The organism is Myxococcus sp. AB025B (assembly GCF_006518215.1).
Lineage (GTDB): Bacteria > Myxococcota > Myxococcia > Myxococcales > Myxococcaceae > Myxococcus > Myxococcus fulvus.
In genome coordinates this window covers 1-21854 of sequence record NZ_SRLW01000164.1, presented here as the reverse complement: position 1 = coordinate 21854, position 21854 = coordinate 1, and the positions used below count along the sequence as shown (strand labels likewise).

Below are 21854 nucleotides of genomic sequence, written 5' to 3'. Positions count from 1 at the left end.
GGCGGGGGCCTGCTAGACTCCTTTGCTCTCCGGGCTCCCCGAGGCCATATGCGCTCCGCGCTGTTCGTGCTGTTGCTCCTGACGATGGGCGCTTGTCGGCGCCAGGAAGCCCCACGCACCGAGAAGGTGGGCCCCGCGGAGCTCACGCACCAGCGCTCGTGCGAGTGGCTCGACTGGGAGAACAACTCCTGTCGCGCGGACTCCGTGCTGCGCGCGGGCGCGGTCCGCTTCGAGCAGGTCACCTTTGTCGAGGCGAACCCCAGCGCCACGCGGGCCCTGGTCGGGCAACTGGATGGCTCCAGCTCGCTCGTGGACCTGGGCTCCGGGGGCGTCATGCTCCGCTTCCCGCCGCACACCTCGAAGCGCGCGTGGTGCGGTGACACGCGGCTGGTGGTGTCCTCGCCCCTGGCGGACTTCGGAAGCGCGCAGGGCTTGCTGGGTACCACGCTGGAGGCCGTGTGGTTCGCCCCGGACGGGGCCGCTCAGCGCGCCGTGCTGCACCGGGGGCTCAGGGCCGTGCCCCGGCTGTCCTGTGGCCCCGGTGACTCGCTGGCGTTCATCGTGTCGGGGACGCGCGGTGAGGCGCCCATCGAGCTGTATCGCTGGAGCCCGAAAGAAGGCTCGAAGCTGCTGGAGACCTGGGTCGGTGAGGTTGAAAACGGTGATTCATCGGACCTCGATATCTCCTGGTCTTCGTCGGGGCAGCCCGAGTGGTGCGCGTGGGTCCGGCCGTACAGCGTGAATCGCTGCGTGCCTCCGGTGCGTCCGATTGCCCGGTGAGCGCGCCGTGAAAAAGTCACACCCTGCCGAAGGGCTCGAGCCGAGCGCGGTCAGCCGCCGGCCCGCCGCCGTGAGCCAGGAGACGACGTGAAGGCGCGAATGCTGTGTGCCACGCTGGGAGCCCTGGCGTTGGGCGCCGTGGGCTGTGGGGACGATGCGCCGCCCGCGAAGAGCTGGGCACGGATGACACCAGCATCGGCATGCTCGACATCGACGGCGTCAACATGGTCGCCATCCAGGCGCTGGAGCGGCGCACCCGGCAGCTGCGCGAGCGCGACGCGGAGGTGGACGCGCTGCGGGCGGAGCTGGCGGAGCGTGGCCGAGCTGAAGGCCACGATGCCCCGCGCGCGCTGAGGCGGCGGTCCGTCGTCGCGAAGGGCCCGGGGACCTGGCTCCGGGCCCTTCTTGCGTTCAGGGCAGCACGGCCCGCAGGCGCTTGCCCGACTCCGAGGGCGCCTCCACCGTGCGCAGCGGCGCGGTGTTCCCCGCCGCGTCCCGCGCGTAGACGGTGATGCTGTTCGTGCGCGCGTTGGCCACCCACAGCTCCTCGCCGGAGGCATCCAGCGACACGCCCGTGGGCTGCGACAGCCCCGTCGCCTTGCCCTGGAGCACGCGCAAGGGCTTCACGGCCGCCGCCTTGGTGTCGAGCAGCGACGCCAGCGAGTACACGGCCACCGCGTCCGAGCCGTAGTCGGCGACGTAGAGCTCCTCGTGGACCGCGTCCCACGCGAGCCCCGCGGCCCGGTTGAGCTTGAGCTGCTCGCCCGTCCACCGCGCGCGTGGCGCCGTGTCGCCCTGGGCCTGCGCGTCGAAGAGGGCGAGGTACGCGCCACGTCCTCCCTTGGGCCCGGACGTCAGCCCCGTCGCCTGGCCCTTGCCCGCGCCGGCCACGAAGAGGCGCTGGTGCTCCGCGTCGAGCGCCAGACCCAGCGGTCCGCTCAGCCCCGTCTTCTTCCCGGCGAGCACTCGCGCGGGCTGGAAGCCGCCCTTGTCGTCATGGCGGAAGACGGCCACCGAGTCGCCGCCCGCGTTGGCGACGTAGAGCTCGTCGCGCCGCGCGTCCAGCACCAGGGCCGTGGGCTGCTCCAGGCCCTCCTCGAGCCTCCCCACCGCGGCGTGGTTCTCCAGGCTCAGGCGCGCCACGGCGTTGGCGCCGGTGTCCGCCACGAGCAGCTCCTGCCGCTTCGCGTCCCGCGCCAGCCCCCACGGCTGCTCCAGCGCGGACGTCACGGTGCTGGACGCGGTGGGCGTGCGCGGGCCGAGCGTCCCCGGAGCGATTCCCGGCGGCGAGCTGGTGAAGCTGCGAATCCAGAACCACAGTTCGAAATCACCGCCCTGTCGACCATCGCCCCGGTTGGGGAGGCCCGCGGCGAAGCGCTGCGACAGCGAGCGCGAAATCACCTCGCCATCCATGACGCGGCTGCCGTCGCGCGAGTGGATGTAGCCGCCCCGGATGCGCAGCTTCATGAGCAGGCGGGGGTTCGCGCGGTCCTCGGTGTCGTAGACGCGCAGCTGGTTGAGCCACCGGTAGGACTCCAGCGCGGGCACCCAGACGATGTCCGTGCCGAAGATGCGCGCCTCGCCGCGCAGCTCGAAGGTCTGATGACCGACGATGCCCACCAGCCGGCCCATCTGCTCGCGCCACCACGTCGAGTCGTGGGTGGTCAGCGGGTAGTTGGTCTCCACCGACACCGACACCACGGGGCGGGGGAGCGGCAGCGGCGCGCCCGCGGGCGACATGAGCGGCGCCAGCTCCTCGCTGCAGATGATGCGGATGCCCTGGCTCAGCACGCCGAAGGGGTCGAACTCCACGACGCTGTCGTTCTCGATGACGAGCTCGGAGTTGGTGGCCATCTCCACGCGCGTGACCTTGACCGAGGGCTCGGCCGCGACGGAGACGGTGGAGCGCGCGTTGAACAGGATGGGCGGCACCCGCGTGGGCGTCTGGGCGTCCTCCACCAGCTGGGCGGACACCCGCTGTGTCGGCGCGTTCGACAGCGTCCACAGCGCGGCGGCGATGCCCTGTGCGTTGGTGCGCACCAGCAGCGACGCGCCGGGCGTGCCCGTCCCCTCGGCGGGGCGGAGCCTGGCGCCATCGGCGACCTGGAGGATGCGGAAGTGCACGAGCGCGTTGGCGACCGGGTTCTCTCCCTGCATCACCGCGACCATGAGCGGCGTGGGCAACTCCTGCAGCGGCGCGCCCTCCTGGCCGTCTCCGCCCAGGTACAGGAACGTGCGCTGGCGGCACAGCGTGTCGAGCGCCTCCTGCACCGTGTCCGCGTTCAGCAGCGTCTGGCACCCGCCGGCCTGGTAGGCCACCCGGCTCGCCAGGCTCAGGCGCGCGGTGAATACCAGGGGCAGGTGGGCCTCGACGAGCGGGCCGCCCTCGGACACCAGGAGCCGCGCCTCCACCTGCTGGGTGACGTCGTTGGGGTTGGGCAGCCACTCCACCAGCGCGAGGCCGTCGTCGCCGGTGGTGACGACGATGCTCTCCGTCCACGGGTTGTTCGAGCCGGCCAGTCGCACGCCGGTGTACTGGCCGCCGGCGCCGCTGAGCACCCGGAAGCGGACCGACTGGTTCGCCGCGCGGCGCTGGTGACGGGCCACGCCCACGCGCAGCGGATGCGGCAGCCGCTCGCCGGGGAGCACCTCCTGGCCGTCACCGCCCTCGTACGTGAGCACCAGCTGCCGGCTCAGCGTGTCCAGCGCCTCCTGGACGGTGTGCGTGTCGTTGAGGATCTCCTGCGCGTCGTCCGGGTCGTACGCCACCTTGGACGCGACGCTCAGGCTCGCGAAGTAGCGCAGCGGCGCGTGGATGGCCTCGTTCCCGTGGTCCAGCAGCCGGGCCTCGACCACCTGGCTGTGCCGGGGGTCATTCTCCGTCTGCCAGCCGTCGATGGCCGGCGTCCAGAAGACCTCCGCGATGCCGCTGGCATCGGTGTAGACGACAATCGTCGTCCGCGCGTCGTCCGGCAGGTGGACGTCCGCCACGGTGCCCTGGCCCTCGGACAGCACCACGCTGAACTGGACGCGCGCGCCCACCACGGGAAGCCGCCCGTTGAACACGCCCGCGCGCAGGGGCCTGGCGAGCCGGCTGGGCGGCGCGGGCGGACGGGCGGGCAGCACCTCCTGGCCGTCGCCGCCCGCGTACACCAGCATCTTGTGCTCGGTGAGCGGGGGGAACAGGTTGCGGCAGTCGTGCACGTGCCAGCCGTCGGAGTTGCGCTCCAGCACGGCCAGCGCGCAGTAGTGGTGACGGATGCCGTGGGCGGGCTCGGAGGCGGGCAGCCCTCCGTCCTGGGGCCACAGCACGTTGCGCGTCACCGTGCGCGCGGGGATGAGCCAGTAGTCGCCCGTGCGGTAGCGGCCCGCGGTGAAGCGCACCTGCACGCCGCTCTCCAGGGAGGTCCACCCCAAGGACGGGTCCGCCGGAGCGGGGACGATGTCCAGCGCGCCCGCGGGGCCCACGTTGTCCCAGCCGCGCACGGTGAGCGCGCCGGAGGGCAGCGTGGCCGGCCACGTCGCCGCGTCGATGGTGATGCGGTTGCCCGTCATCGCCTCCACGCGGATGAGCTCACCGGGCTCGCCGCGCAGCACGCGCTCCTCGGTGGTCAGCTCCAGCCACTGGTTGGGCTGGAAGCGCCGGTAGCCGTCCTTGCCTGGCTCGGTCACCACCATGCGCCGGTTGAGGACATCCACCGACTCCACCTGGGTGAAGAGGATGCCGTTGTCGCGCGACCACTTGAAGGTGGCCGTGCCGCCGCCCGTGTTGCCGCGGTGCACCTCCACCCGGTAGAGCTGGTTCTCCAGCCGGCGGTAGCCCGCCTCGGCCGCGACGATGCAGGGGTTGTCGCTGACCTGCTCGGGCTCGCCGCGCGCCGCGAGCGTGCCGGTGCTGGTCAGCTCCTCGGGCAGCCACTCCGGGGTGCCGAAGGTGTGGCAGGGCACACCCTCGATGGGGCCGGAGGCGTTCGTGCCCGTGAGCCGCAGCAGCCGCACCTGCCACACCGTGCGGGTGCGCGTGGCGGAGTCCGGGCCGCCCAGCGCCACCTCGCGCAGCTCCGGGTCCTCCAGCGCGGTGACGTGGCGCTGCCACACGTCGAGGAAGGCCAGGTAGCGCCCGTGCGCCACCGGCAGCGTGAAGCCGGGCAGGTCCGGCTGGGCGTCCAGCGCCACCGCCTGCTCGTTCTCGCAGAGGACGCCCTCCACGTAGTATCGCCCGGCGCGCACGAAGGGGCGGGTGCCCTGCGTGAAGAGGGCGAACCCCGTCTGCTCGGCGGGCGTGCCGGGCTCCTGGGGTGTCCCGCTGTGGCCGATGACGTCCCGGCGCGTCGTCTGGTCCAGGTACTGCTGGATGTCGACGTGCTCGTTCCAGTCGGCGTCCAGCTGGACGCGTCCCTGCTGCATCCGCACGGTGGAGTAGTGCTTCGCGGGCCGGAAGGTGTTCCGGCTGAAATCGCCCTTCATGGCGTCTCCTCAGGTCACGAAGAAGAACCCGGCCTCGAGTCCGAAGCGCAGGTAGTCGGTCAGGCTGGCGCGCAGGTTGGCCTCGCGCTGCGGTTGTTGGAGGTGGTGGAACACGCCCATCTCCCCCTCGTCACTGGCACCCCGGCGGATGCCCGAATCGGTGTCGTCGCGGAGCTGGCAGTAGCCCGGCTCCAGGTAGCGGTCCGACGTGAAGACGGGCTTCACGCGCCGCTCGATCTCGAGCCGCACCTCCTCGGGCGTCCCTTCCGCGTACGCGGGCTGGCAGCGGAAGCGCTGGGGCACGTGCGAGCCGGGCGGCACGTAGCAGAAGCGCATGCAGCCCTTCTGCCGCTGCACCACGTTCACCCTGCCCGTGAAGAGGCTGTCGCTGGCCAGCTCCAGCACCGTGGTCTCCACGGCGCCGAGCACCGTGCTGGCGAGCACGTGGAGCGTGCCCGTGAGGCCCTCCGCCTCCAGGTCCTCCTCCTCGGGGAGCAGCGGCCCCGGAGGTGTCGGCAGGCCCTGGAGCGCGGGGCCTCCCAGCCCATCCACGATGCAGTCCTCCAGCCGCAGCACGGTGGCGCGGCCGGTGCGCACGGGGCCGGTGATGCAGCGATGCAGGAGCACGGTGCAGTCGCCGTCCTTCTCGCCCTTCACCACCAGGCTCGGCTCGGTGGTGCGCGGCTGGCCGCCCGGCAGCAGGTCCTGTCCGGGCACGAGCGTGCAGTGGCGCAAGTCCAGCGTGGCGTTGTCCGCCGCCTGCACCTCCAGCACGCCGCCGCGCACGAGCAGTCCGCTGAGCACCAGCGTGGCACCCTCTCCCAGTCGTATCAGCCCCCGGCCGCCCTGCAGGTCGATGACGGGGCGCTGGAGGTTGGCGGCCCGCAGCTCCAGCCGCGAGCCCGCCGCCACGTCCAGCGTGGCCAGCGGGTAGCGCTCGCTGTCGAGCACCTCCACCAGCGCGTCCCCGCTGGCGCTGCTCGCGCCCAAGGCCGAGGCGAGCGTGGTGTAGGGGCCCACGCGCGTGTCGACGCGCCAGGCGCCGCGCTGCTCCAGCGGGAGCAGCGTCTCCTGGCGGTCATAGAAGCCGCCGCCCACCTCGCTGCTGAAGCCATACGCGTAGCTGACCGACAGCGCCGTGGGCACCGGCAGCCCCTCGGCGAAGGCGAGCCGCCCGTTCACCGGGTCCACCGCGACGCGGATGCTCCGGTCCACCGGCGGCAGGCTCGGGTCCAACGGCGGGTAGGGCAGCGTGGCGGGCGGGCGGTGCCAGGTGGACAGGTCACAGATGAGGACCTCGTCCGGGGAGATGGCCTCGAACGCGCCGGGCCCCGCGTCCAGGTGGAGCGTGAAGGGCGGGGTGGCGCCGAAGTAGCGCTGCTCGGGCGTCTGGCCCCGGGCGAGCGCGGCGCGGCGGGCCTCCAGCTCGTCGTACAGCGGCCGGCGGCGCAGCGGCGTCGGCACGTTGAGCTCCCCGGCCAGCGAGCTGAGCGTCGTCTCCGACTGCGGCAGGTTGAACAGGTGCGTGTCGCAGCCGAGCGCGTCGAAGCGGAAGAGCCCCTCCCCGGTGGCGCCGGGCTCGGAGGCCGGGAGCACCCGGTACGCGGGCGCGAGCACGACGGGATAGGACTCCAGCCGCCACAGGAAGAGGCCCACGTTGGGCAGGTTGTGCTGGCCGCGCTGGTTGTCGATGTGGCGCACGTCCACGGTGCGCGTGGCGTCCTCGAACGGGGTGCCCACCCGCTCCAGCGCGTTGGCGTCGCGCAGGTCCGGCGTGCGCAGGCTCGTCAGGCGCGGGTGGTTGAGGTACTGCGTCGTGCCCACGCGCTGGAAGAACTCCACGGCGCGCGCGGGCCAGCCCGTCACGTCGCGCGCGAGCTGCTCCAGCATGGCCGCGGTGCCCTTGCGGCGCCGGTACGCCAGGGTGTTGGCCACGTAGGCGCGCTGGCTGAAGAGGCCCGGGTCCACGGGCACCAGGTCGCGCACCTTGAGCAGGTCGCCGATGTACGGCACCACCCACTCCTGGCACGTCTCGATGAACCAGTTGTCATGCAGCTGGCCGATGTCCTCCTCGAGCGCCACCAGCTCGTGCTCCATGATGGCCAGGAGCGCGCGCAACGGCTCGCCCTGCAGCGTGTCCTTGGCGCGGTGGATGGCGGGCAGCAGCTTGTACAGCCTGTCCCTGGGCGAGGGCGTCACGGGCTCACCTCCAGGTCGTGCACCAGCGTCACGCCCCGCCGCTCACCCTGGAGCGACGGGTCCAGCAGGAGCAGCTGCGCGGGCCGCAGGAGCGTGCGCTCCCAGCGGGCGCCGCGCGCGCGAATCACCGAGAACAGCTTCTGCTCCGGGATGAAGGGCGTCGTCGGGTGCAGCCGCTCCAGGTCCACCATCACCACGCCCGGCACGTCCTGGAGGACGCGGATGACCTCCGCGCCGCTCACCGCCTGGGCGAACTGGCGCCGCTCGAAGGAGAACGCCTCGCGCAGCGCGGCCTCCGCCCGGGCGAGCACGTCCTCGGACAGGTAGCGAGTGTCCAGCCGCAGCCGGGCCTCCACGGCGAAGTAGAGCCGCTCGTAGGAGGAGAGCGCGAACTGGCGCACCGGGTCGTGGTGCGCGCGCAGGGCCTCCTCCAGGCTCTCGTGCAGCTGGGTGCCCGGCTCCACCGGCTCGCCGTTGTTCGCCGCCACGGTGACGTGCACGAGGATGCGCTCGCCGTTGGTGAGGTCCGCGGCCTGGGCCTTGCCGATGCCCGCGAAGGTGGAGGCGAAGTCCTCGTAGTCCTGCAGCGACACCACGCGGCGCAGCGTCAGCACCGACGCGGGGGCGTTGTCGCGCGCCTCGTCCCGCGACTCCGGCGCGGCGGCCCCGGTGGCGGGCAGCGGGTTGCCCACCTCGCGGATGCCCAGCGGGCGCACCTTGAGCAGCGCGAGCTGCCCGGAGTCCACCTCGCCCTCCGGGCCGATGCCGGAGCGGTACACCGCGGTGATGTTCTCCTGGCCCGTGGGCAGGCGCGCGCCGGACACGCCGTCGCCGAACGTCACCACCACCGTGCCGTCGTCCTGCAGGCGCACCATGTAGACCTCGGCGCGCTCGTCCTGGCCGAAGAGCGTGGGCACCTCCTTCCACAGCACGCCGTTCACCCGAATCTCCAGCGTGCTCTCTCCGCCGGTGTCGGTGGGCGCGGCCACGTAGGTGAGCGGCGGCTTGCGCAGCACGAAGCGCTGATGCGTGCGCGAGCCGTCACCGCCGCCCAGCACCTCGCGCACCGTCTCGCCGTGCGTGGAGGGCGCCACGTTGCCGTGGATGAGCACCGTGTCGCGCGCGAGCGGCGCGGCCAGGGGCTCCTGGAGCACCAGCCGCGTGCGTCCGTCCGGGAGCGCCTCCGCGCGGTCCAACGCCACCACCTGCCGCAGCCACTCGCCCGACTGCCCGTCCACGAGCGTCCTGCCCTCGATGAGCAGCACGTGCTTGGGCTCCAGGCCCGCCACGGCGCGGTCCAGCTCGATGGCGTCGCCCTGCACCGCGTCCGTCCGCGGCATCTCGCCGATGGGCAGCTCCTCGCTCTGCGCGAGCACGACGGTGCTGCGCAGCGGGAAGTAGGACAGGTGCTCGTTGGTGTCGAACGTCAGCCGCGTCACCTTGGCGGTCATCGTGAAGTCTTCACGCGCCCAGGGCTGGATGTCGGTGATGCGGTAGAGCTCCACGTAGCGCGACTTCCAGAGCGCCACCCAGCTGCCGTGCACCAGCGTGGGGTACTCGCGGTCCAGGTCCACGATTCCCTGCACCGCGGTGGTGTTCTCGAACTGGGGCCACTGGGTGAAGCGCGCGTCGCCGGGGCGGTAGTTCGGGTTGTAGCGCTGCTTGATGTCGTCCGGCATCGCCTTGAAGGACGGCGCGTTGTAGCCGAACAGGTTGCCGCGCAGCCGCAGCACGAAGGCGCGCGGGTGGTCCGCCGGGTCCATGCGCGGCGACTCGCTGCCCAGCCCCGGCTCCCACGTCACCACGGTGTGGTTGAGCTCGGGCTCCTTCGGGTTCGACACCTGGGTGACGGTCTTGACCCAGCGCAGGTCCCACTGCTCGCTGCCCGGCTGGCGCTCGCGCTCCTCGCCCACGAGCAGGAGCGCGTCGCCGGGCTGGATGCCGGGCTGCAGGCCGCGCAGGTACAGCGTGCTCTCCCCGCGCATCAGCGGCTGGGCTTGCGTCCTGGGCACCCGGAGCAGGTTCCACTCCGCGCGCGCCTCCAGCGCCTCGGTGGTCTCGAACGTCTGGGGCCGCGCGTCCTGGCCGGGGATGCTGAGCACCTGCACGCCCACCGGCACCTGGACGCGCGAGGGCGCGCCAGGCGCCGTCTCCACGGTGAAGACCAGGTACGTGCTCGCGGCGACGCCAGGCTTGAGCTCGTAGCCGAGCTGCCGCGCCAGCTCCAGCACCGAGCGCCGCTCCGTGGCGGTGCGCAGGAAGCCCTCGTTGGCGATGCGCTCCTGGTAGAAGGTCAGCACGTCGGCGGCCGTGGCCCACGCGTCCAGCATCGCGATGGACAAATCCTCGGTGCCACGCGTGGACAGCGCCGCCAGCGGCCGGGTGCCGGCGAACTCCCCGTCCGGCAGGAACTCCCGCGGCAGGCGCGCGAGCATCCGCTGGAAGAAGCTGGAGTGCGTGCCGATGCGGTACGCGAGCGCGGGCTGGCCGGGGCGGTTGTACAGCGGCGCCGCCTCCGTCGCGCCTTGCGCCTCGCACGCGTCGCAGTCCCCCGAGCCCTTGATGGACGTGCTCACAGGCCCCCCTGCATGTAGAAGTCGAGCTTGCCGTTCTCCGGCTGGCTCGGGTCATTGTCGAGCCGCGCAATCTCCAGCCGGTCCATGGCGATGAGCCCGTTCTTCCACTCGTCGCGAGGCACCTGCCCAAAGCGCCGGAAGCGCTGCGGCTTGCCCGGCGCGTCCTCCGTCTCCACCCACGCCACGCCGGGGACCTTCATCGCCGTGGCCACCAGCTGGCTCAGGTACACCGGCTCGCCGAAGGTGAAGTTGTCCGGGTGGAAGAACGCGCGACGGCCATCGGGAAGCTCCCCGTTGCCGAAGACCTCCAGCAGCGCGGCCTTCACGTTGGCGGCCAGGTAGCCCGGCAGCACGCAGACCGTCATCGCGATGTCCAGCGGGACGAAGAGGGGCGCGTCGACGCGCAGGTCGTACCCGGCCAGCCGGAAGCGCTCCAGGAAGGTGGTGAGCCGCTCGGAGAAGTCCGCGTCCACCGGGAAGCCGCCGCGTCGGTCCACGGTGATGAACATGGTGTGCCAGCTCCCCGTCCACCGCAGGCTGCCCACCGCGCGCTGCACCTCGGGGTGGCGCTGGGCCACCTCCGCGTAGTCCTCCTCCGTCACCGCGCGCTGCTGGATGCGGAAGGCCTCCGGCGCGTCGATGCGCACCCGCTCCACGGCCTCCGGCTCCACGCCGCCCTGCGCCGGCAGCGGGTTGCGCACGCGGAGGATGCCGTCGCGCCACGCGCCGCCCACGGGCGAGTACACATGCGAAATCGACTCCGCGCCCACGTTGCCCGCGCCGCCGTTGCCGATGCGGTACGTGGCCGTCATCCCCACCCCGGCGCCGGGGCGCTCGCCGAGCACGTTGTCTCCGAAGCGCAGGCGGGCCCGGCCGTCGTCCTCCACCTCGGCCACCAGCTCCCGGCTGAATCGGCCGCTGTTGAGCAGCGTGCGGCGCGGCACCCAGACGCGGCCGCTCTCCGCCTCGCGCAGCCAGAGCGCGGGCAGGGACTCCTCCGGCGCGGAGCGCAGCGCGGCGGTGGCGGACGCCGTGGGGTCCACCGCGCGGCCGCCCTCCACCCGCGACACCTGGGTGAGCGGGCCGCGCGACAGGCGGGGACGGTAGCCTCCCGTCTCGGGCACGGCGGGCAGCTCCTCTGTCAGCGTGCGCCCATGGTCCACCAGCACCACGTTGCCGCGCGCCACGCTCACTGGCGCGGGCTGGCCGGGCACGTCCTCCTTCTCCCCGGTGGAGTCGTGCGGGACGGTGACGGTCCACAGGCACAGCTCGAAGGGCAGCGCGTCCTCGGTGTGCCAGGACACCTCCACCACGTCCACGCCGAGCAGCGGGTCCTCGCCGAAGGCCACCTGCGTCAGCCGCACCGCGTGGCGGCGGGACGGGTCCGCGTCCACGGCGCGCCCCGTGGAGGCGCCGCGCGCCTCCTCCAGGATGAGCACCTTGCCCGCGGCGAAGTTCTCCGGCGTGAAGGTCTTCTTCGTCGGGTCCGCGGGCGAGGGCGGGTTGAGCAGCGTGGCCGCCGTGGCGCCCCGGGGCAGGCAGCAGCGGTCCTCGCCCCAGGTGTGGAAGGTGATGCGGCCGTGGCCCGAGTGGAGCGTGGTGGGGTGGAGCGACTCGAACACCTCCGCGCCGGAGACGATGGCGGCCTGGAGCTGCCGGGCGTCCACCACGCGGGGCGCGTCCACGGTGGTGAGGAACACCGTGCCGGGCGTCACCTCGGTGGGGCCGGCCAGCGGCGTGCCCTCGGCATCGGGCGTGAGGCTCACCGTCACCCACGCGCGGGCGTTGCCGCCGTCGTGCATGGGGTAGTCGAGCAGCCTCGCGTGACGGCGCACGGAGGTGCGCTTGCGCGCGGTGCCCAGGTACGCCTCGGTGGCGACCGCGTCCTGGTAGTAGCTGAGATAGTCGGCCGAGTAGGCCATCAGCTCCACCAGCGTCACGCCCAGGTCCGCGGGGTTGCGCTCCTTCCACTGCGGCGCCACCTCCGACAGCCGGTCGAGGAGCAGCCGCCGGAAGCTGGCGTAGTCGCGCGTGAGGTAGTCGAGGGTCGGGTCCACGCCGTCCGGCGTGACGGCGGACTTCGGCGGGGCGCAGTCGAACTCGCTGGGGCACTCCACCTTGAAGGTGAAGTCCACGCGGGACAGCAGGGCGTCGAAGCCCTCCAGCGGCACCGTGTCCAGGAAGCCTCGCAGGAGCGCGAGCGTGTACGTGGAGAAGTCGCCGGAGGACGTGGTGCGCACCACCAGCGTCTGCTGCGTCTCCGTCGTGCCGTGCTCCACGTCCAGCGCCACGCGCCGCGCGTACTCGTCGCGCTCGGCCTGGGTGGTGCGCGGGTCCGGCGGCGGCTGGTCCATGCGGAACGCGAGCGCGACGCCGATGTCCTTCAGGCGCACGCCGCCCGTGATTCCGACGTTGTCCGCGCTGATGGTGGCCGGCAGCGGCTTGTAGCAGCGCACCCACAGCGTGCGCTGGCGCTCCAGCTCGAGGGTGGCGGCCTCCTCGTCCAGGACCTCCAGGTAGTCGATGCCGTTGAAGGTGGGGTGGGCCTCCACCAACCGGCGTCGCTGCTCGCTCTGGCAGACGTAGCGCGCGCCCATGTCAGAGCTCCCGTGAGAACTGCGCCGTCTGGCGCTGCTGGGTGCGGCGCACCATGTAGCGCACCGTCACCTGGAGGGAGGCCTCCTCGCTGTGGGTCTCCACCGCCTCCACCTGGATGAGGTCCCCCAGCCACTGCTGGAGCGCGCCCTGCACCAGGAACTGCGTGGCGGTGGCCAGCTCCGAGCTGTTGGGCGCGAAGACGAGCTGCCCCAGGCCCGTGCCGAAGGTGGGCCGGTTGACGCGCTCACCGGGCGCGGTGAAGAGCACCTGCTCGATGAGGTGCCGCACGTGCGTGTCCAGGTCCGCGTCCGCCGTGCGGCCCCGTCCATCCAGGCGATAGGGGAAGGCGATGTGCATGGCTCAGGTCCCCCTCACGCGGACCTGCGTCATCACCACCTGCGGCGGCCCCAGGGGAGCGGCCCCCAGGGACATCCCCACGCTGTTCTGCAGGATGACGAACTGGCCCCCCACGCGCACGCGCACCGAGGGCACCATCCACTTCACCTGCACGCACGGCCCTCCGCTCTGCGGCGGGAAGGTGCAGCCCGTCACCAGGTACTGGTCCGCCATGGTGGCGACGAACTGGCCGCCCACCTTCACGCGCGGGTTGCCGGGCATCGTCTGCACCTGGCCCCCATGCGGACACATCACCGTGGCTCCGACGTGGACGACGAAGGCTCCCATGGCTAGATGACCTCCAGCGCGCCGTTGTTGACGTTGACGCCCGTGGGGCCGAGCTTGATGTTGGCGGCGCCGAACGACAGCTCGATGCCGGTGGCGCTGAGCACCACCTTGGCCGTGCCCCCGTGGTTGATTTCGATGCCGGCCGCCGTGAAGGTCGCCTTCAGCGGCATGGGCACCGCGGGCGGGCTCACCTCGATGCTCAAGCCCCCCGCGCCCGGCAAGTCGTCGAGCTTCACGGTGACGGCGTCCGTCTTCCACACCTTGGTGGTGGGCAGGCCCGGCGTGGCGGGCGCCTCGCCCTCGCCCCAGAAGCAGCCGGCGACGATGGGGTAGTTCAAGTCCCCGCGCTCGAACTCCACCCAGACCTTGGCGCCCACCGCGGGCACCGCGAAGAAGCCCTTGCCGCTGCCGCCGTACGGCATGCACGGCATGGCCCAGCCCAGCTGGCTGTCGCCCAGGACGGTGGGGACCTTCACCTGCACGCGGCCCATCATCAGGGGGTCGATGTTGTTGACGACCTCGCCGCGGTACTTCCCGAAGTAGGAGCTCATGGCGGCACCACCGGAGTGAGCGCCCCGGCACCCTCGCGCGTGAGGGTGAAGCGCTGCTTGTACTCACCGGGGCGGATGGAGTGGGTGACGTTGCGCACGTAGAAGAAGCCGTCGTGCTGGAAGCCCGCGCCGCGCACGCCGACCAGGCCCCGGGGACGCAGCACGTCGCCGTAGCGCGTGGCGTCCAGCTCCCCGGTGCCCGTGAGCACCTGGTCCGTGGAGGCGTCCGTCTGACCTTGGGCCCGAGCGAACGCGGCGAGGTAGCCCGCGCCGTCCGGCACGTCTTCGAGCAGCGACGTGCGCACGCTGGACTGGGTGAGCAGCGCGGGCTGGCTCGCCAGCGGCGGGACGCGGAGGCTGGCGAAGGTCTGCACCGGCAGCGCGCGGCCGAAGACGATGGCCTGGCCCTTCACCGTGGTGGGCGCCAGCGCGTTGTACTGGAAGTCGAGCGAGTCCACGTTGGTCTGCGCGCCCAGGTTCACGGACAGGGCCCGCTGCGGAATCCCCAGCCGGTTGGGCGGGCCCCAGTACGCGGTGTTCATCAGCGGCGCGGGGCCGGGGGTGACGTGGAAGACGTAGCCGTAGCGGCTGGCCATCTCCTGGAGGTAGGCGTAGTCGGTGCCGCGGAAGACGGGCGTGCGGTAGATGGGCAGCGGCACGTCCAGCGCGGGCGGCGGGATGATGACGGGGACCAGGCCGTACTGCGCGTAGCCCAGCACCAGCTGCGCGATGATGATGGGCTCCACCTGCGCGGGGTGCTCGTGGACCTTCTGCTCCAGGTCCATGGCCACGCTGATGTCCTCACCGGTGACGGTGAGCGTGGAGGCGCCCGGCTGATGGGAGGGCGTGAGCGTGCGGTGGGTGATGATGCCGTCGAAGAGCACCTGCGGCACCACGTTGAACGTCACCAGCAGCACCACCCGGTTCATGGGCTTGAGCAGCGGGTGGCCCACCAGCCCGTAGTCGAGCAGGTCCATGGCCCCCGCGCGGCCCACGCCGAAGGTGAGCTGGAAGCCCGAGCGGCCCTCGTCGTTGTGGGTGACCTCCACGTTCTGGAGGGCCTCCATGAACGACGCGGGCGCGGGCACCGCCACCGTGGGCCCCACCAGCAAGGTGAGATGGATTCCCAGCAGGCTCATCGCGCGCTCAGAACTCCGGCATGGCGATACGCACCACGGAGCCCGTCTCCCGCATCAGCTCGAAGGGGTTGAGCGTGTCGTTGGCGTCGCACACGCGCCAGAAGTGCTCCGGGTCTCCCAGCGTCCGGTGGGTGAGCAGGTCCAGCCGGTCTCCCTCGGTGACGGTGACCTCGGCCAGGACCTTGAGCGCGTTGCCCGCGGGGATGAAGCGGCGGCGCTTGTAGGCCGCCACGCGCCCGTCGGGCAGCGTGAGGGTGGCGGTCTCGAGATTCGCGTAGCGGCTGGTGGGGTCGAGCATGGTGACTCCCGGGTGACGAAGGGGCTTCAGCGAGGCAGCGAGGCGTTGGCCACGCCGGAGACACTGCCGACGACGGCCATGGCCTCCTTGACGACCTGGTGTGTGAGGAAGAGGGCGTAGCCGGGGTGCGTGAGGGGCAAATCGTTGTACGAGAGCACGCGCAGCCCCAGGGCCACCTTGGCGCGGATGGGGTTGAGGTTCGGGTCGAAGGCTTCCTCGGTGATGGTGAACTCGGTGAGCTTCACCGGCAGCACGCGCTTGGGGCCCCAGACGAAGAGCGTCAGCGGCGCGGTGGCGGGGACGACCTCCAGCGTGCCCACCTGCATCAGCACGGCGTTGAGGATGACCTGCGCGGACTTGGGGTAGACGAGCATCTCCAGCGAGGACAGCTGCGGGTAGATGCCCACGCTGCCGGCCAGCGCGTCCCCCTGGGCGAGCTGGTCCGTGGCGTCTATCTCCACCTCCACGCGGATGTTCTCCACGGGCGCGCCCTTGAGCCGGAGCGCCTCCGTGCGGTCCCCGCCTTCGCCCGACATCTGGGGCGTCAGCGTGCGCGTCATGGTGTCCGGGTTGTATTGGAACACCACCAGGCTCGCGACGGGGTTGAACGGGTCCAACCCGACGATGGCGCCGCGCTGCGTGCGCGGGGTGCGAGGGAACGAGCTCATCGCGTCGGTCCTCCCTGGCCCAGGCCCGCGTACACCGCCTGCGCCACCTGGACGCCCAGCGACTGGGGCGCGGCGTGGGGCCTCGTGTGGATGGCGCCCGCGTCCACGCGCGGCACGGCGCCGGACAGGCCCTGGGGCAGGCCCCGCTCGGTGAGCAGGCGCGTCAGCTCCACGCGCACGGCCTCGCCCACCTGCTCGCGGTGGGAGGCGGGGACGCCGTGGAGCACCAGCTCGTCGATGTGCAGGCAGATGTGTCGTGGCGTCGTCATGTCCACCCCGAGACCTCGGCCTCCGCCAAGGGCTTGTCGAGCTTGCTGAACTCCGAGCGCACCGCGCGCTGGAGGTGGGCCATCCGCACCGGCTCGTTGGCGTCGGCGGCCAGGAACGCGGCGTTGAGGGCGATGGTGCGGATGTTGCCGCCGGTGACGCTGAGCCGGGCCAGGCGCGCGACGTCCAGGCCTTCCGTCGGCGTGGCGGCGGGGAACATGCGCCGCCAGATGTCCGCGCGCTGGGCGGCGTCCGGGAAGGGGAACTGCAACACGAAGCGCAGCCGGCGCAGGAAGGCCGTGTCCAGCGCGTCCTTCATGTTGGTGGTGAGGATGGCCAGGCCCCCGTACGACTCCATCTGCTGGAGCAGGTAGCTCACCTCGATGTTGGCGTAGCGGTCGTGGCTGTCGCGGACCTCCGAGCGCTTGCCGAACAGGGCGTCGGCCTCGTCGAACAGGAGGATGGCGCCGCCCTCCTGCGCGGCGTCGAACACGCGGCGCAGGTTCTTCTCCGTCTCGCCGATGTACTTGCTGACCACCTGGCTCAGGTCGATGCGGTAGACGTCCAGGCCCAGCTCCAGCGCGAGCACCTCCGCGGCCATCGTCTTGCCGGTGCCGCTGGCGCCGGCGAACAGGGCGCTGATGCCCAGGCCGCGCGCGCCCTTGGAGGCGAAGCCCCACGTCTCGTACACGCGCGTGCGCTGGCGCACGGCGGCGGCGATCTCCTTGAGGATGGCCTTCTTGTCCGGCGGGAGCACCAGGTCCTCCCAGCCCGCGGTCGGCTCCAGCCGGCGCGCCAGGTCCTCCAGCCGGGGACGCGACTGCACGCGGCAGGCGTTCCAGAGGGCCGCGCCCAGCGCGCCCTCGTCGTCGAAGGGGCCTTGCTCGCGCACCTCCAGGCTGGCGGCGCGGATGGCGTGCAGGGGCAGGTCGAACTGCTGGGTGATTCGCTCCAGCGCGCCGTTGAGGGGGACCCCCTCGGGGCCGAGCGCCCCGGTCCACAGCACCTGCTGTTCGACTCGCGTGGGCCGCTTCACCTCCAGCGGCAGCGACGCGCGGCCTCTCAGGCGCATGGGCTCGCGCGCGGCGAGGATGACCATGCCCTGCACCTGCTCGGCGAAGGCGCTCGCGGCGCGGAGCGACTCGGCGCTGGTGCCGTCGTCACACTCGATGAGCAGGCCGCTGCCAATCAGCAGGGCCTCGCGCTCCCAGAGCCGGGCGAGCATCCCTCGCTCCTCGGCGCCGAGGGGGAGCTGGCTCGCGCGCGCGACGTGGAGCTGCAGCCCCAGGGCCGCGCAGGCCATGCTGGCGATGGCGCGCGCGCCTTCGGACTCCACGCCGCACAGCTGGATGACGGCGGCGCTCGTCTCGCGCTCCCAGAGTCGGTACATCCGCTCGGCGAGCTCCTGGTGCGAAGGCGGCGGCGTGGCCTGCTCGGGGACGGGCGAGACGAGCTCCTGGAGCCGGCGGTCCAGGTACGACAGGCCGGTGAGGTAGTGGAGGACGCGCTCGTCGATGCGCAGGGGACTCGTGGTGAGGCCGTCCCCCGGCGCGAGGGTGAGCAGCTCCCAGCGGCGCAGGGCGGCCACGGGGGTGAGGGCGCTCCAGTGCGCATCCGGCAACATCGCCAGGGCCAGGCCGAACGTGGGCCAGGGGCGCCGCGGGTCCCGGTTCACGGCGGCGAACAGCGTGCCGAAGCCGGTGCCCAGCTCCACGCTCGCGCAGCACAGCAGGATGTCGCGCTCGAAGGGGGAGAGCTGGAAGGTCTCGCACAGGTTCTCCAGCGCGGAGGGCGCCGGCATGGCGGAGCCCGCCTGCGCGAGCGCGGCCAGGGCGGCGTCGATGTCGCTCCCCTCGGCGGAGAGGGACTCATCGCCCGTCGCGCGCACCTGCTGGAGCAGCCGCGCGCGCACCACCGCGAGCGCGGCGGTGAGCTGACGCTGGTTGGCCTCCTGCCAGGTGGTCCGTGCGGAGGTGCTCATGTGACGCTCACCCGCTGGGTGGGGTCGAACACGGGCGGCGTCTGGCTCCGGTCGATGAGGAGCGAGTCCACGCCGTCCACGCGCAGCCGGACGTGGTGGTCGCCCGCGTTGAACCCGCGTCCGGTGAAGGTGAGGTTGTCCACGGCGGCGACGCGCTCGGGCGCGGGGAGTTCCTGGCCACCGAGGAGCAGGGACACGCGCTGGTCCGGACGGACGCGCGGGCCGAAGGTGGCGGTGAGCGTGATTTCGCCATCGGGGCCGCGCGGCACGGGCGAGGGCGTGAGCGAGAGGATGCGCGGGGCGAGCGTGAGCGGCAGGGCGGGGGAGGCGTGCTCGACGCCGTTCGTGTCGGTGACGATGACGGACACGGCGTAGGTGCCCGCGGGCCAGTTGACCGCGTCATTCGGGATGGAGGTGGTGAGCCGCGCGGCGGTGACGTCGGCGGCGGGACGTGTCACCGGCGTGGTCCAGAGCGGATGCTGGAAGCGCACGCCCACGGTGTTGCCCGCGAGGTGGTGGCCGGTGAGCACGAGCACGTCCCCCAGGCGCGCGCTGGCCTGCTGCTGTGGAGGCGTGATGGCCTCGAGCAGGGGGAAGGGGGGCAGGGTGTCCGGCTGGACGGAGAGGACGGGGCGCAGCACGGGGAGCGGCGTCGCGCGCGGGCGGGTGCTCTCGATGAGGACGACGGAGACCTGGTAGACGACGGAGACGCGGTACTGCGTCTGGAACATGGTCCAGAGCTTGGAGAGCTCCTCCAGGGAGAGCGGCTCCGAGGTGATGCGCACGCGCTCGGCCTGGCGGTAGAGGTCATTGCCGGGGACGGCGACGCGGAGCTCCTCGGACCCGAGCAGCGGGTGGTCGTGGAGGACGCTCATCGCCTTGCCGAGCAGCTTGTGGCTCTCCACGTCGTCATCGGACGGGGCGTAGGGCGTGAGCAGGTAGGTGAGCCGCAGCGCGAGGGGCGGGAGGCCCGACTCGCCGGGCTTCACGTGGGGCGGGAAGGTCGTGTTGCGGAGCGCGGCGTCGTGACCGACCTGGAAGAGGAAGAGGTTGAGCTGGTGGTGCGTGGCGTCCCGGGCGCGGGCCTTGTCCGGAGGCAGCGTGGTGACGGTGACGTCCGGCGTGTCCACCTGGAGGTGGTTGAACAGGAGGGTGCGCAGCGTCGCCGTCACCGTCGCGATGGAGAGCGAGTTGCTCATCGTCCACCTCCCCGGCCCGGAGCAATGCGTGAGGCGCAGTGGGTGGTAACAACCCAGAGAGGGCGATGGCTCATCGACCACCTCCCTGGAGACGCGAAGCCTGGCACGTGCCCGTCACCGGGCGACTTGAGGAGGCTCGTTGTCCGCGGCCTGCGCGAGGCACGACGTTCTCCGCCCAGGAGACGCGAGGTGTCGCACGTGCCGGTCACCGGGTGACTGAGGAGGCTCGTTGTCCGCCGCCTGCGCGAGGCGCGACGTTCTCCTCTCAGGAGACGCGAGGTGTCGCACGTGCCGGCTACTGGCCGAGTGAGGTGGTTCACCGTCCACCTCCCAGGCGAGGCGCGAGGCGTGATGCATGACGTGCGGCCATTCCGGGTCGGAGGAGGTGGCTCCTAGCCTGCCCGGACGACAGCCGTGACACATGACGTGCGGACGAGGTCAGGTGCGCGGAGCGCGCGTTCGGCCGTCGAGGCGCGAAGCACAGGGCGTGGCGCGCGGCCATCGTCCGACGCGGGAGGCGGTTCATCGGCCCCCTCCGTTGCGGCGCGCGAGGTAGTCCTCCAGCGACGGAGACGCAGAGGGACGAGCGGGCACGCTCCTGGGGGGAGCGGCGGGCGCCACCGCGCGCACCTCGATGCGACCGATGGTGACGTTGATGACCGGGGCCTCCGGTGCCTGCGTCACGGAGGGCGGTGCGGCTCGGGGCGCCTGTCCGCCTCGCGCCCTGTCGCCCTCGCCCGAGTCGAGCGCCGCGGCGAGCGCGCGCGCCTGACGAACGGGCGAGGCGGGGCGCATCGTGCGGTCCTGCTCCTCCGCGAGCGAATCGCGCGCCATGCTCCGTGTCGTCTCCAGCGCGACGGACAACCCCAGGGCCGTGACGTCCCCTCGCGTCGCCTCGTGGACTCCGGGAGCCGCGCGAAGTGACTCGGTCCGAGGCACGATGCCCCTCGGCACGACGTTCCCCTCGCCGCGCGAGGACTCGTGCTCCGCGCGAGGCGTGAACTCCCCAGCTCGCCGCGCGTGACGCGACGGGGACGCCACCGACTCGTCGGAATGCTCCGTCGAGCGAGAGAGGGGTGACCCAGCGTCCGTTTCCTCCGAGCCCAGCGCCGACATCGCACGCGAGGCGAGGCCCCCAGCCCCCGACGTTCTCGCACGCGGAACAATGCCCGCCTCCCCTGACGTCCGTGCACGCGGGGCAACGCCTGGCTCCCCTGACGTCCGTGCACGCGGGGCAACGCCTGGCTCCCCTGACGTGCGTGCATGCGTGAAGGCGCCCTCGGCACCCGGCGTCCTCGTCCGAGGTACACGCGTGAAGGCCCCGTCCGCGCTGTTCCATGCAGACCCCGGCTGATGCCGAGCTTCGTGCCCCTCGTGTGGCGTGCCCACCGCGCTCCGTGACGACTGCCCGAGCCCCGCCGCGGTGTCGCGGTCCCTCGAATCCGAGACCCGAGTCTCCCCAGTGCGCAGGCCCAGCGCCGAAGCCGTCGACACGCTCGGACCGGGGTGTCGCGCGGGGCCCTCGCTCACCAGGGCCTCCGCGCGCTCACGGGAGCTCTCACCCCTCGACGCGGCCTCCGTCGAGTCGGGCCCGCGTCCGAAGTGCCCCTCACCGACGCCAGGGCCTCCACGGCTCCGAGGCTCGCCGAGCAGCGGACCCACCCCGTCCCGAGCCTCTCCGGACCTGGGGGCCTGCGTGCCCAGGGGCTCGGCGAGCACCTGGCCCACCGCGCTCCAAGGTTCGTGGTGAGGCCGGACCTGGCCGAGCGGGGCACGCGATGCTTCACCTGACGTCTCCTCCAACCCCCTCACCCCCCCCCGCGACTCGGGCGCGAAGTACGACGCACTCCGAGGCCGGACTCCCTCCGTGGGGCGGACCTGCCGGGCCACCAGATGGCTCAAGTAGTCGCTCATCGCCCCACCAGCTCCAGGTAGCGCTGCCGCTTCCAGGGGCTCATCGCGAGGATGTGCTCCTCGGACCAGCCATACAGGCTCGCCAGCGTGTGCACGTCACGCAGCAGCCGCTGCGCCCACGCCTCCACCTCGCGCCACAGGAACTCCGCGATGTCGAACCCCGCCGCCCAGCCATGGCCACAGCCGGGACACGTCGTGGCCAGCTCCACGCGGGCCTGCGGATCCGCGGCCTCCATCGCCGAGCTGATGGCACCCACCACGTCCTCCGGCAGCTCCCGCACCTCCACGTGCGCCCCCTCTCGACGGGCCTCCACCACGCACCGCGCCAGCATCTGCCCGGGCCCCGCCGGCTCCCGCCCCGTCGCCAGCGCCGCCAGGTCCCGACTGTCCGGCAGCCGGAACCGCACCACGTGGCCCGCCCGCTCCACCTCCAGCACCTCCGGCGCCGCCGCCGTGGGGACACGGATGTCCCCCACCTCGAACGCCAGCTCCACCTGCTCTGCGCACCGCGGACACGCCACCAGCCCCCAGAT

16 protein-coding genes are annotated in these 21854 nt (G+C 72.4%); 1 reads left to right on the top strand and 15 read right to left on the bottom strand.

What is annotated here, in order from left to right:
• The first annotated feature begins 48 nt into the window (after positions 1-48).
• Positions 49-780: a hypothetical protein gene (locus FL311_RS25300; RefSeq protein ID WP_141328771.1), complete on the top strand. Its 732-nt coding sequence runs from the start codon at positions 49-51 to the stop codon at positions 778-780.
• A 411-nt stretch (positions 781-1191) separates the two neighbouring features.
• On the opposite strand, the gene FL311_RS25295 is transcribed toward FL311_RS25300, so the two are convergent.
• The 15 genes from FL311_RS25295 to FL311_RS44210 all read right to left on the bottom strand — a co-directional run.
• Positions 1192-5247, bottom strand: a complete 4056-nt coding sequence (locus FL311_RS25295) for a DUF6519 domain-containing protein (RefSeq protein WP_141328769.1) — start codon at positions 5245-5247, stop codon at positions 1192-1194.
• A 9-nt stretch (positions 5248-5256) separates the two neighbouring features.
• Positions 5257-7446, bottom strand: coding sequence for a hypothetical protein (locus FL311_RS25290; protein ID WP_141328767.1), 2190 nt, complete (start codon positions 7444-7446; stop codon positions 5257-5259).
• Positions 7443-10022, bottom strand: a complete 2580-nt coding sequence (locus tag FL311_RS25285) for a putative baseplate assembly protein (protein ID WP_141328765.1) — start codon at positions 10020-10022, stop codon at positions 7443-7445. Before FL311_RS25285 ends, FL311_RS25290 begins: the two co-directional genes overlap by 4 nt.
• A complete protein-coding gene (locus FL311_RS25280; RefSeq protein ID WP_141328763.1) occupies positions 10019-12619 on the bottom strand; it encodes a putative baseplate assembly protein in 2601 nt (866 codons plus the stop codon). Before FL311_RS25280 ends, FL311_RS25285 begins: the two co-directional genes overlap by 4 nt.
• A gap of 1 nt (position 12620) precedes the next feature.
• A complete protein-coding gene (locus tag FL311_RS25275; RefSeq protein ID WP_141328761.1) occupies positions 12621-12977 on the bottom strand; it encodes a GPW/gp25 family protein in 357 nt (118 codons plus the stop codon).
• Between the two features lie 3 nt (positions 12978-12980).
• Positions 12981-13304 (bottom strand): hypothetical protein, encoded by a 324-nt coding sequence (locus FL311_RS25270; RefSeq protein ID WP_141328759.1) that lies wholly within the window; start codon positions 13302-13304, stop codon positions 12981-12983.
• A gap of 2 nt (positions 13305-13306) precedes the next feature.
• On the bottom strand, positions 13307-13855 hold the full coding sequence (locus FL311_RS25265; protein ID WP_141328757.1) for a phage baseplate assembly protein V: 549 nt from the start codon (positions 13853-13855) through the stop codon (positions 13307-13309).
• Positions 13852-14994, bottom strand: a complete 1143-nt coding sequence (locus FL311_RS25260; RefSeq protein WP_141328755.1) for a hypothetical protein — start codon at positions 14992-14994, stop codon at positions 13852-13854. The genes FL311_RS25265 and FL311_RS25260 overlap by 4 nt, the downstream gene beginning before the upstream one ends.
• Before the next feature lie 7 nt (positions 14995-15001).
• Positions 15002-15292 (bottom strand): hypothetical protein, encoded by a 291-nt coding sequence (locus FL311_RS25255; RefSeq protein ID WP_046712450.1) that lies wholly within the window; start codon positions 15290-15292, stop codon positions 15002-15004.
• Between the two features lie 26 nt (positions 15293-15318).
• A complete protein-coding gene (locus tag FL311_RS25250; RefSeq protein ID WP_141328753.1) occupies positions 15319-15960 on the bottom strand; it encodes a hypothetical protein in 642 nt (213 codons plus the stop codon).
• A complete protein-coding gene (locus FL311_RS25245) occupies positions 15957-16229 on the bottom strand; it encodes a hypothetical protein (RefSeq protein WP_141328751.1) in 273 nt (90 codons plus the stop codon). Before FL311_RS25245 ends, FL311_RS25250 begins: the two co-directional genes overlap by 4 nt.
• Complete coding sequence (locus tag FL311_RS25240; protein WP_141328749.1) at positions 16226-18208, bottom strand: ATP-binding protein; 1983 nt, start codon at positions 18206-18208, stop codon at positions 16226-16228. Before FL311_RS25240 ends, FL311_RS25245 begins: the two co-directional genes overlap by 4 nt.
• A complete protein-coding gene (locus FL311_RS25235; protein ID WP_141328747.1) occupies positions 18205-19407 on the bottom strand; it encodes a DUF4255 domain-containing protein in 1203 nt (400 codons plus the stop codon). Before FL311_RS25235 ends, FL311_RS25240 begins: the two co-directional genes overlap by 4 nt.
• Positions 19408-19929: 522 nt before the next feature.
• Positions 19930-20361 carry a hypothetical protein gene (locus tag FL311_RS25230; RefSeq protein ID WP_141328745.1) on the bottom strand — a complete coding sequence of 144 codons (432 nt, stop codon included), beginning with the start codon at positions 20359-20361 and terminating at the stop codon, positions 19930-19932.
• Between the two features lie 956 nt (positions 20362-21317).
• A partial coding sequence (locus tag FL311_RS44210) for a phage baseplate protein (RefSeq protein ID WP_194869359.1) occupies positions 21318-21854 on the bottom strand: 537 nt, incomplete at its 5' end.

Bases quoted from the DNA above. Each gene is read 5' to 3' on its own strand.
- FL311_RS25300 (WP_141328771.1), top strand. From the start codon at position 49: ATGCGCTCCGCGCTGTTCGTGCTGTTGCTCCTGACGATGGGCGCTTGT.
- FL311_RS25295 (WP_141328769.1), bottom strand. From the start codon at position 5,247: ATGAAGGGCGATTTCAGCCGGAACACCTTCCGGCCCGCGAAGCACTAC.
- FL311_RS25280 (WP_141328763.1), bottom strand. From the start codon at position 12,619: ATGGGCGCGCGCTACGTCTGCCAGAGCGAGCAGCGACGCCGGTTGGTG.
- FL311_RS25275 (WP_141328761.1), bottom strand. From the start codon at position 12,977: ATGCACATCGCCTTCCCCTATCGCCTGGATGGACGGGGCCGCACGGCG.
- FL311_RS25270 (WP_141328759.1), bottom strand. From the start codon at position 13,304: ATGGGAGCCTTCGTCGTCCACGTCGGAGCCACGGTGATGTGTCCGCAT.
- FL311_RS25265 (WP_141328757.1), bottom strand. From the start codon at position 13,855: ATGAGCTCCTACTTCGGGAAGTACCGCGGCGAGGTCGTCAACAACATC.
- FL311_RS25260 (WP_141328755.1), bottom strand. From the start codon at position 14,994: ATGAGCCTGCTGGGAATCCATCTCACCTTGCTGGTGGGGCCCACGGTG.
- FL311_RS25255 (WP_046712450.1), bottom strand. From the start codon at position 15,292: ATGCTCGACCCCACCAGCCGCTACGCGAATCTCGAGACCGCCACCCTC.
- FL311_RS25250 (WP_141328753.1), bottom strand. From the start codon at position 15,960: ATGAGCTCGTTCCCTCGCACCCCGCGCACGCAGCGCGGCGCCATCGTC.
- FL311_RS25245 (WP_141328751.1), bottom strand. From the start codon at position 16,229: ATGACGACGCCACGACACATCTGCCTGCACATCGACGAGCTGGTGCTC.
- FL311_RS25240 (WP_141328749.1), bottom strand. From the start codon at position 18,208: ATGAGCACCTCCGCACGGACCACCTGGCAGGAGGCCAACCAGCGTCAG.
- FL311_RS25235 (WP_141328747.1), bottom strand. From the start codon at position 19,407: ATGAGCAACTCGCTCTCCATCGCGACGGTGACGGCGACGCTGCGCACC.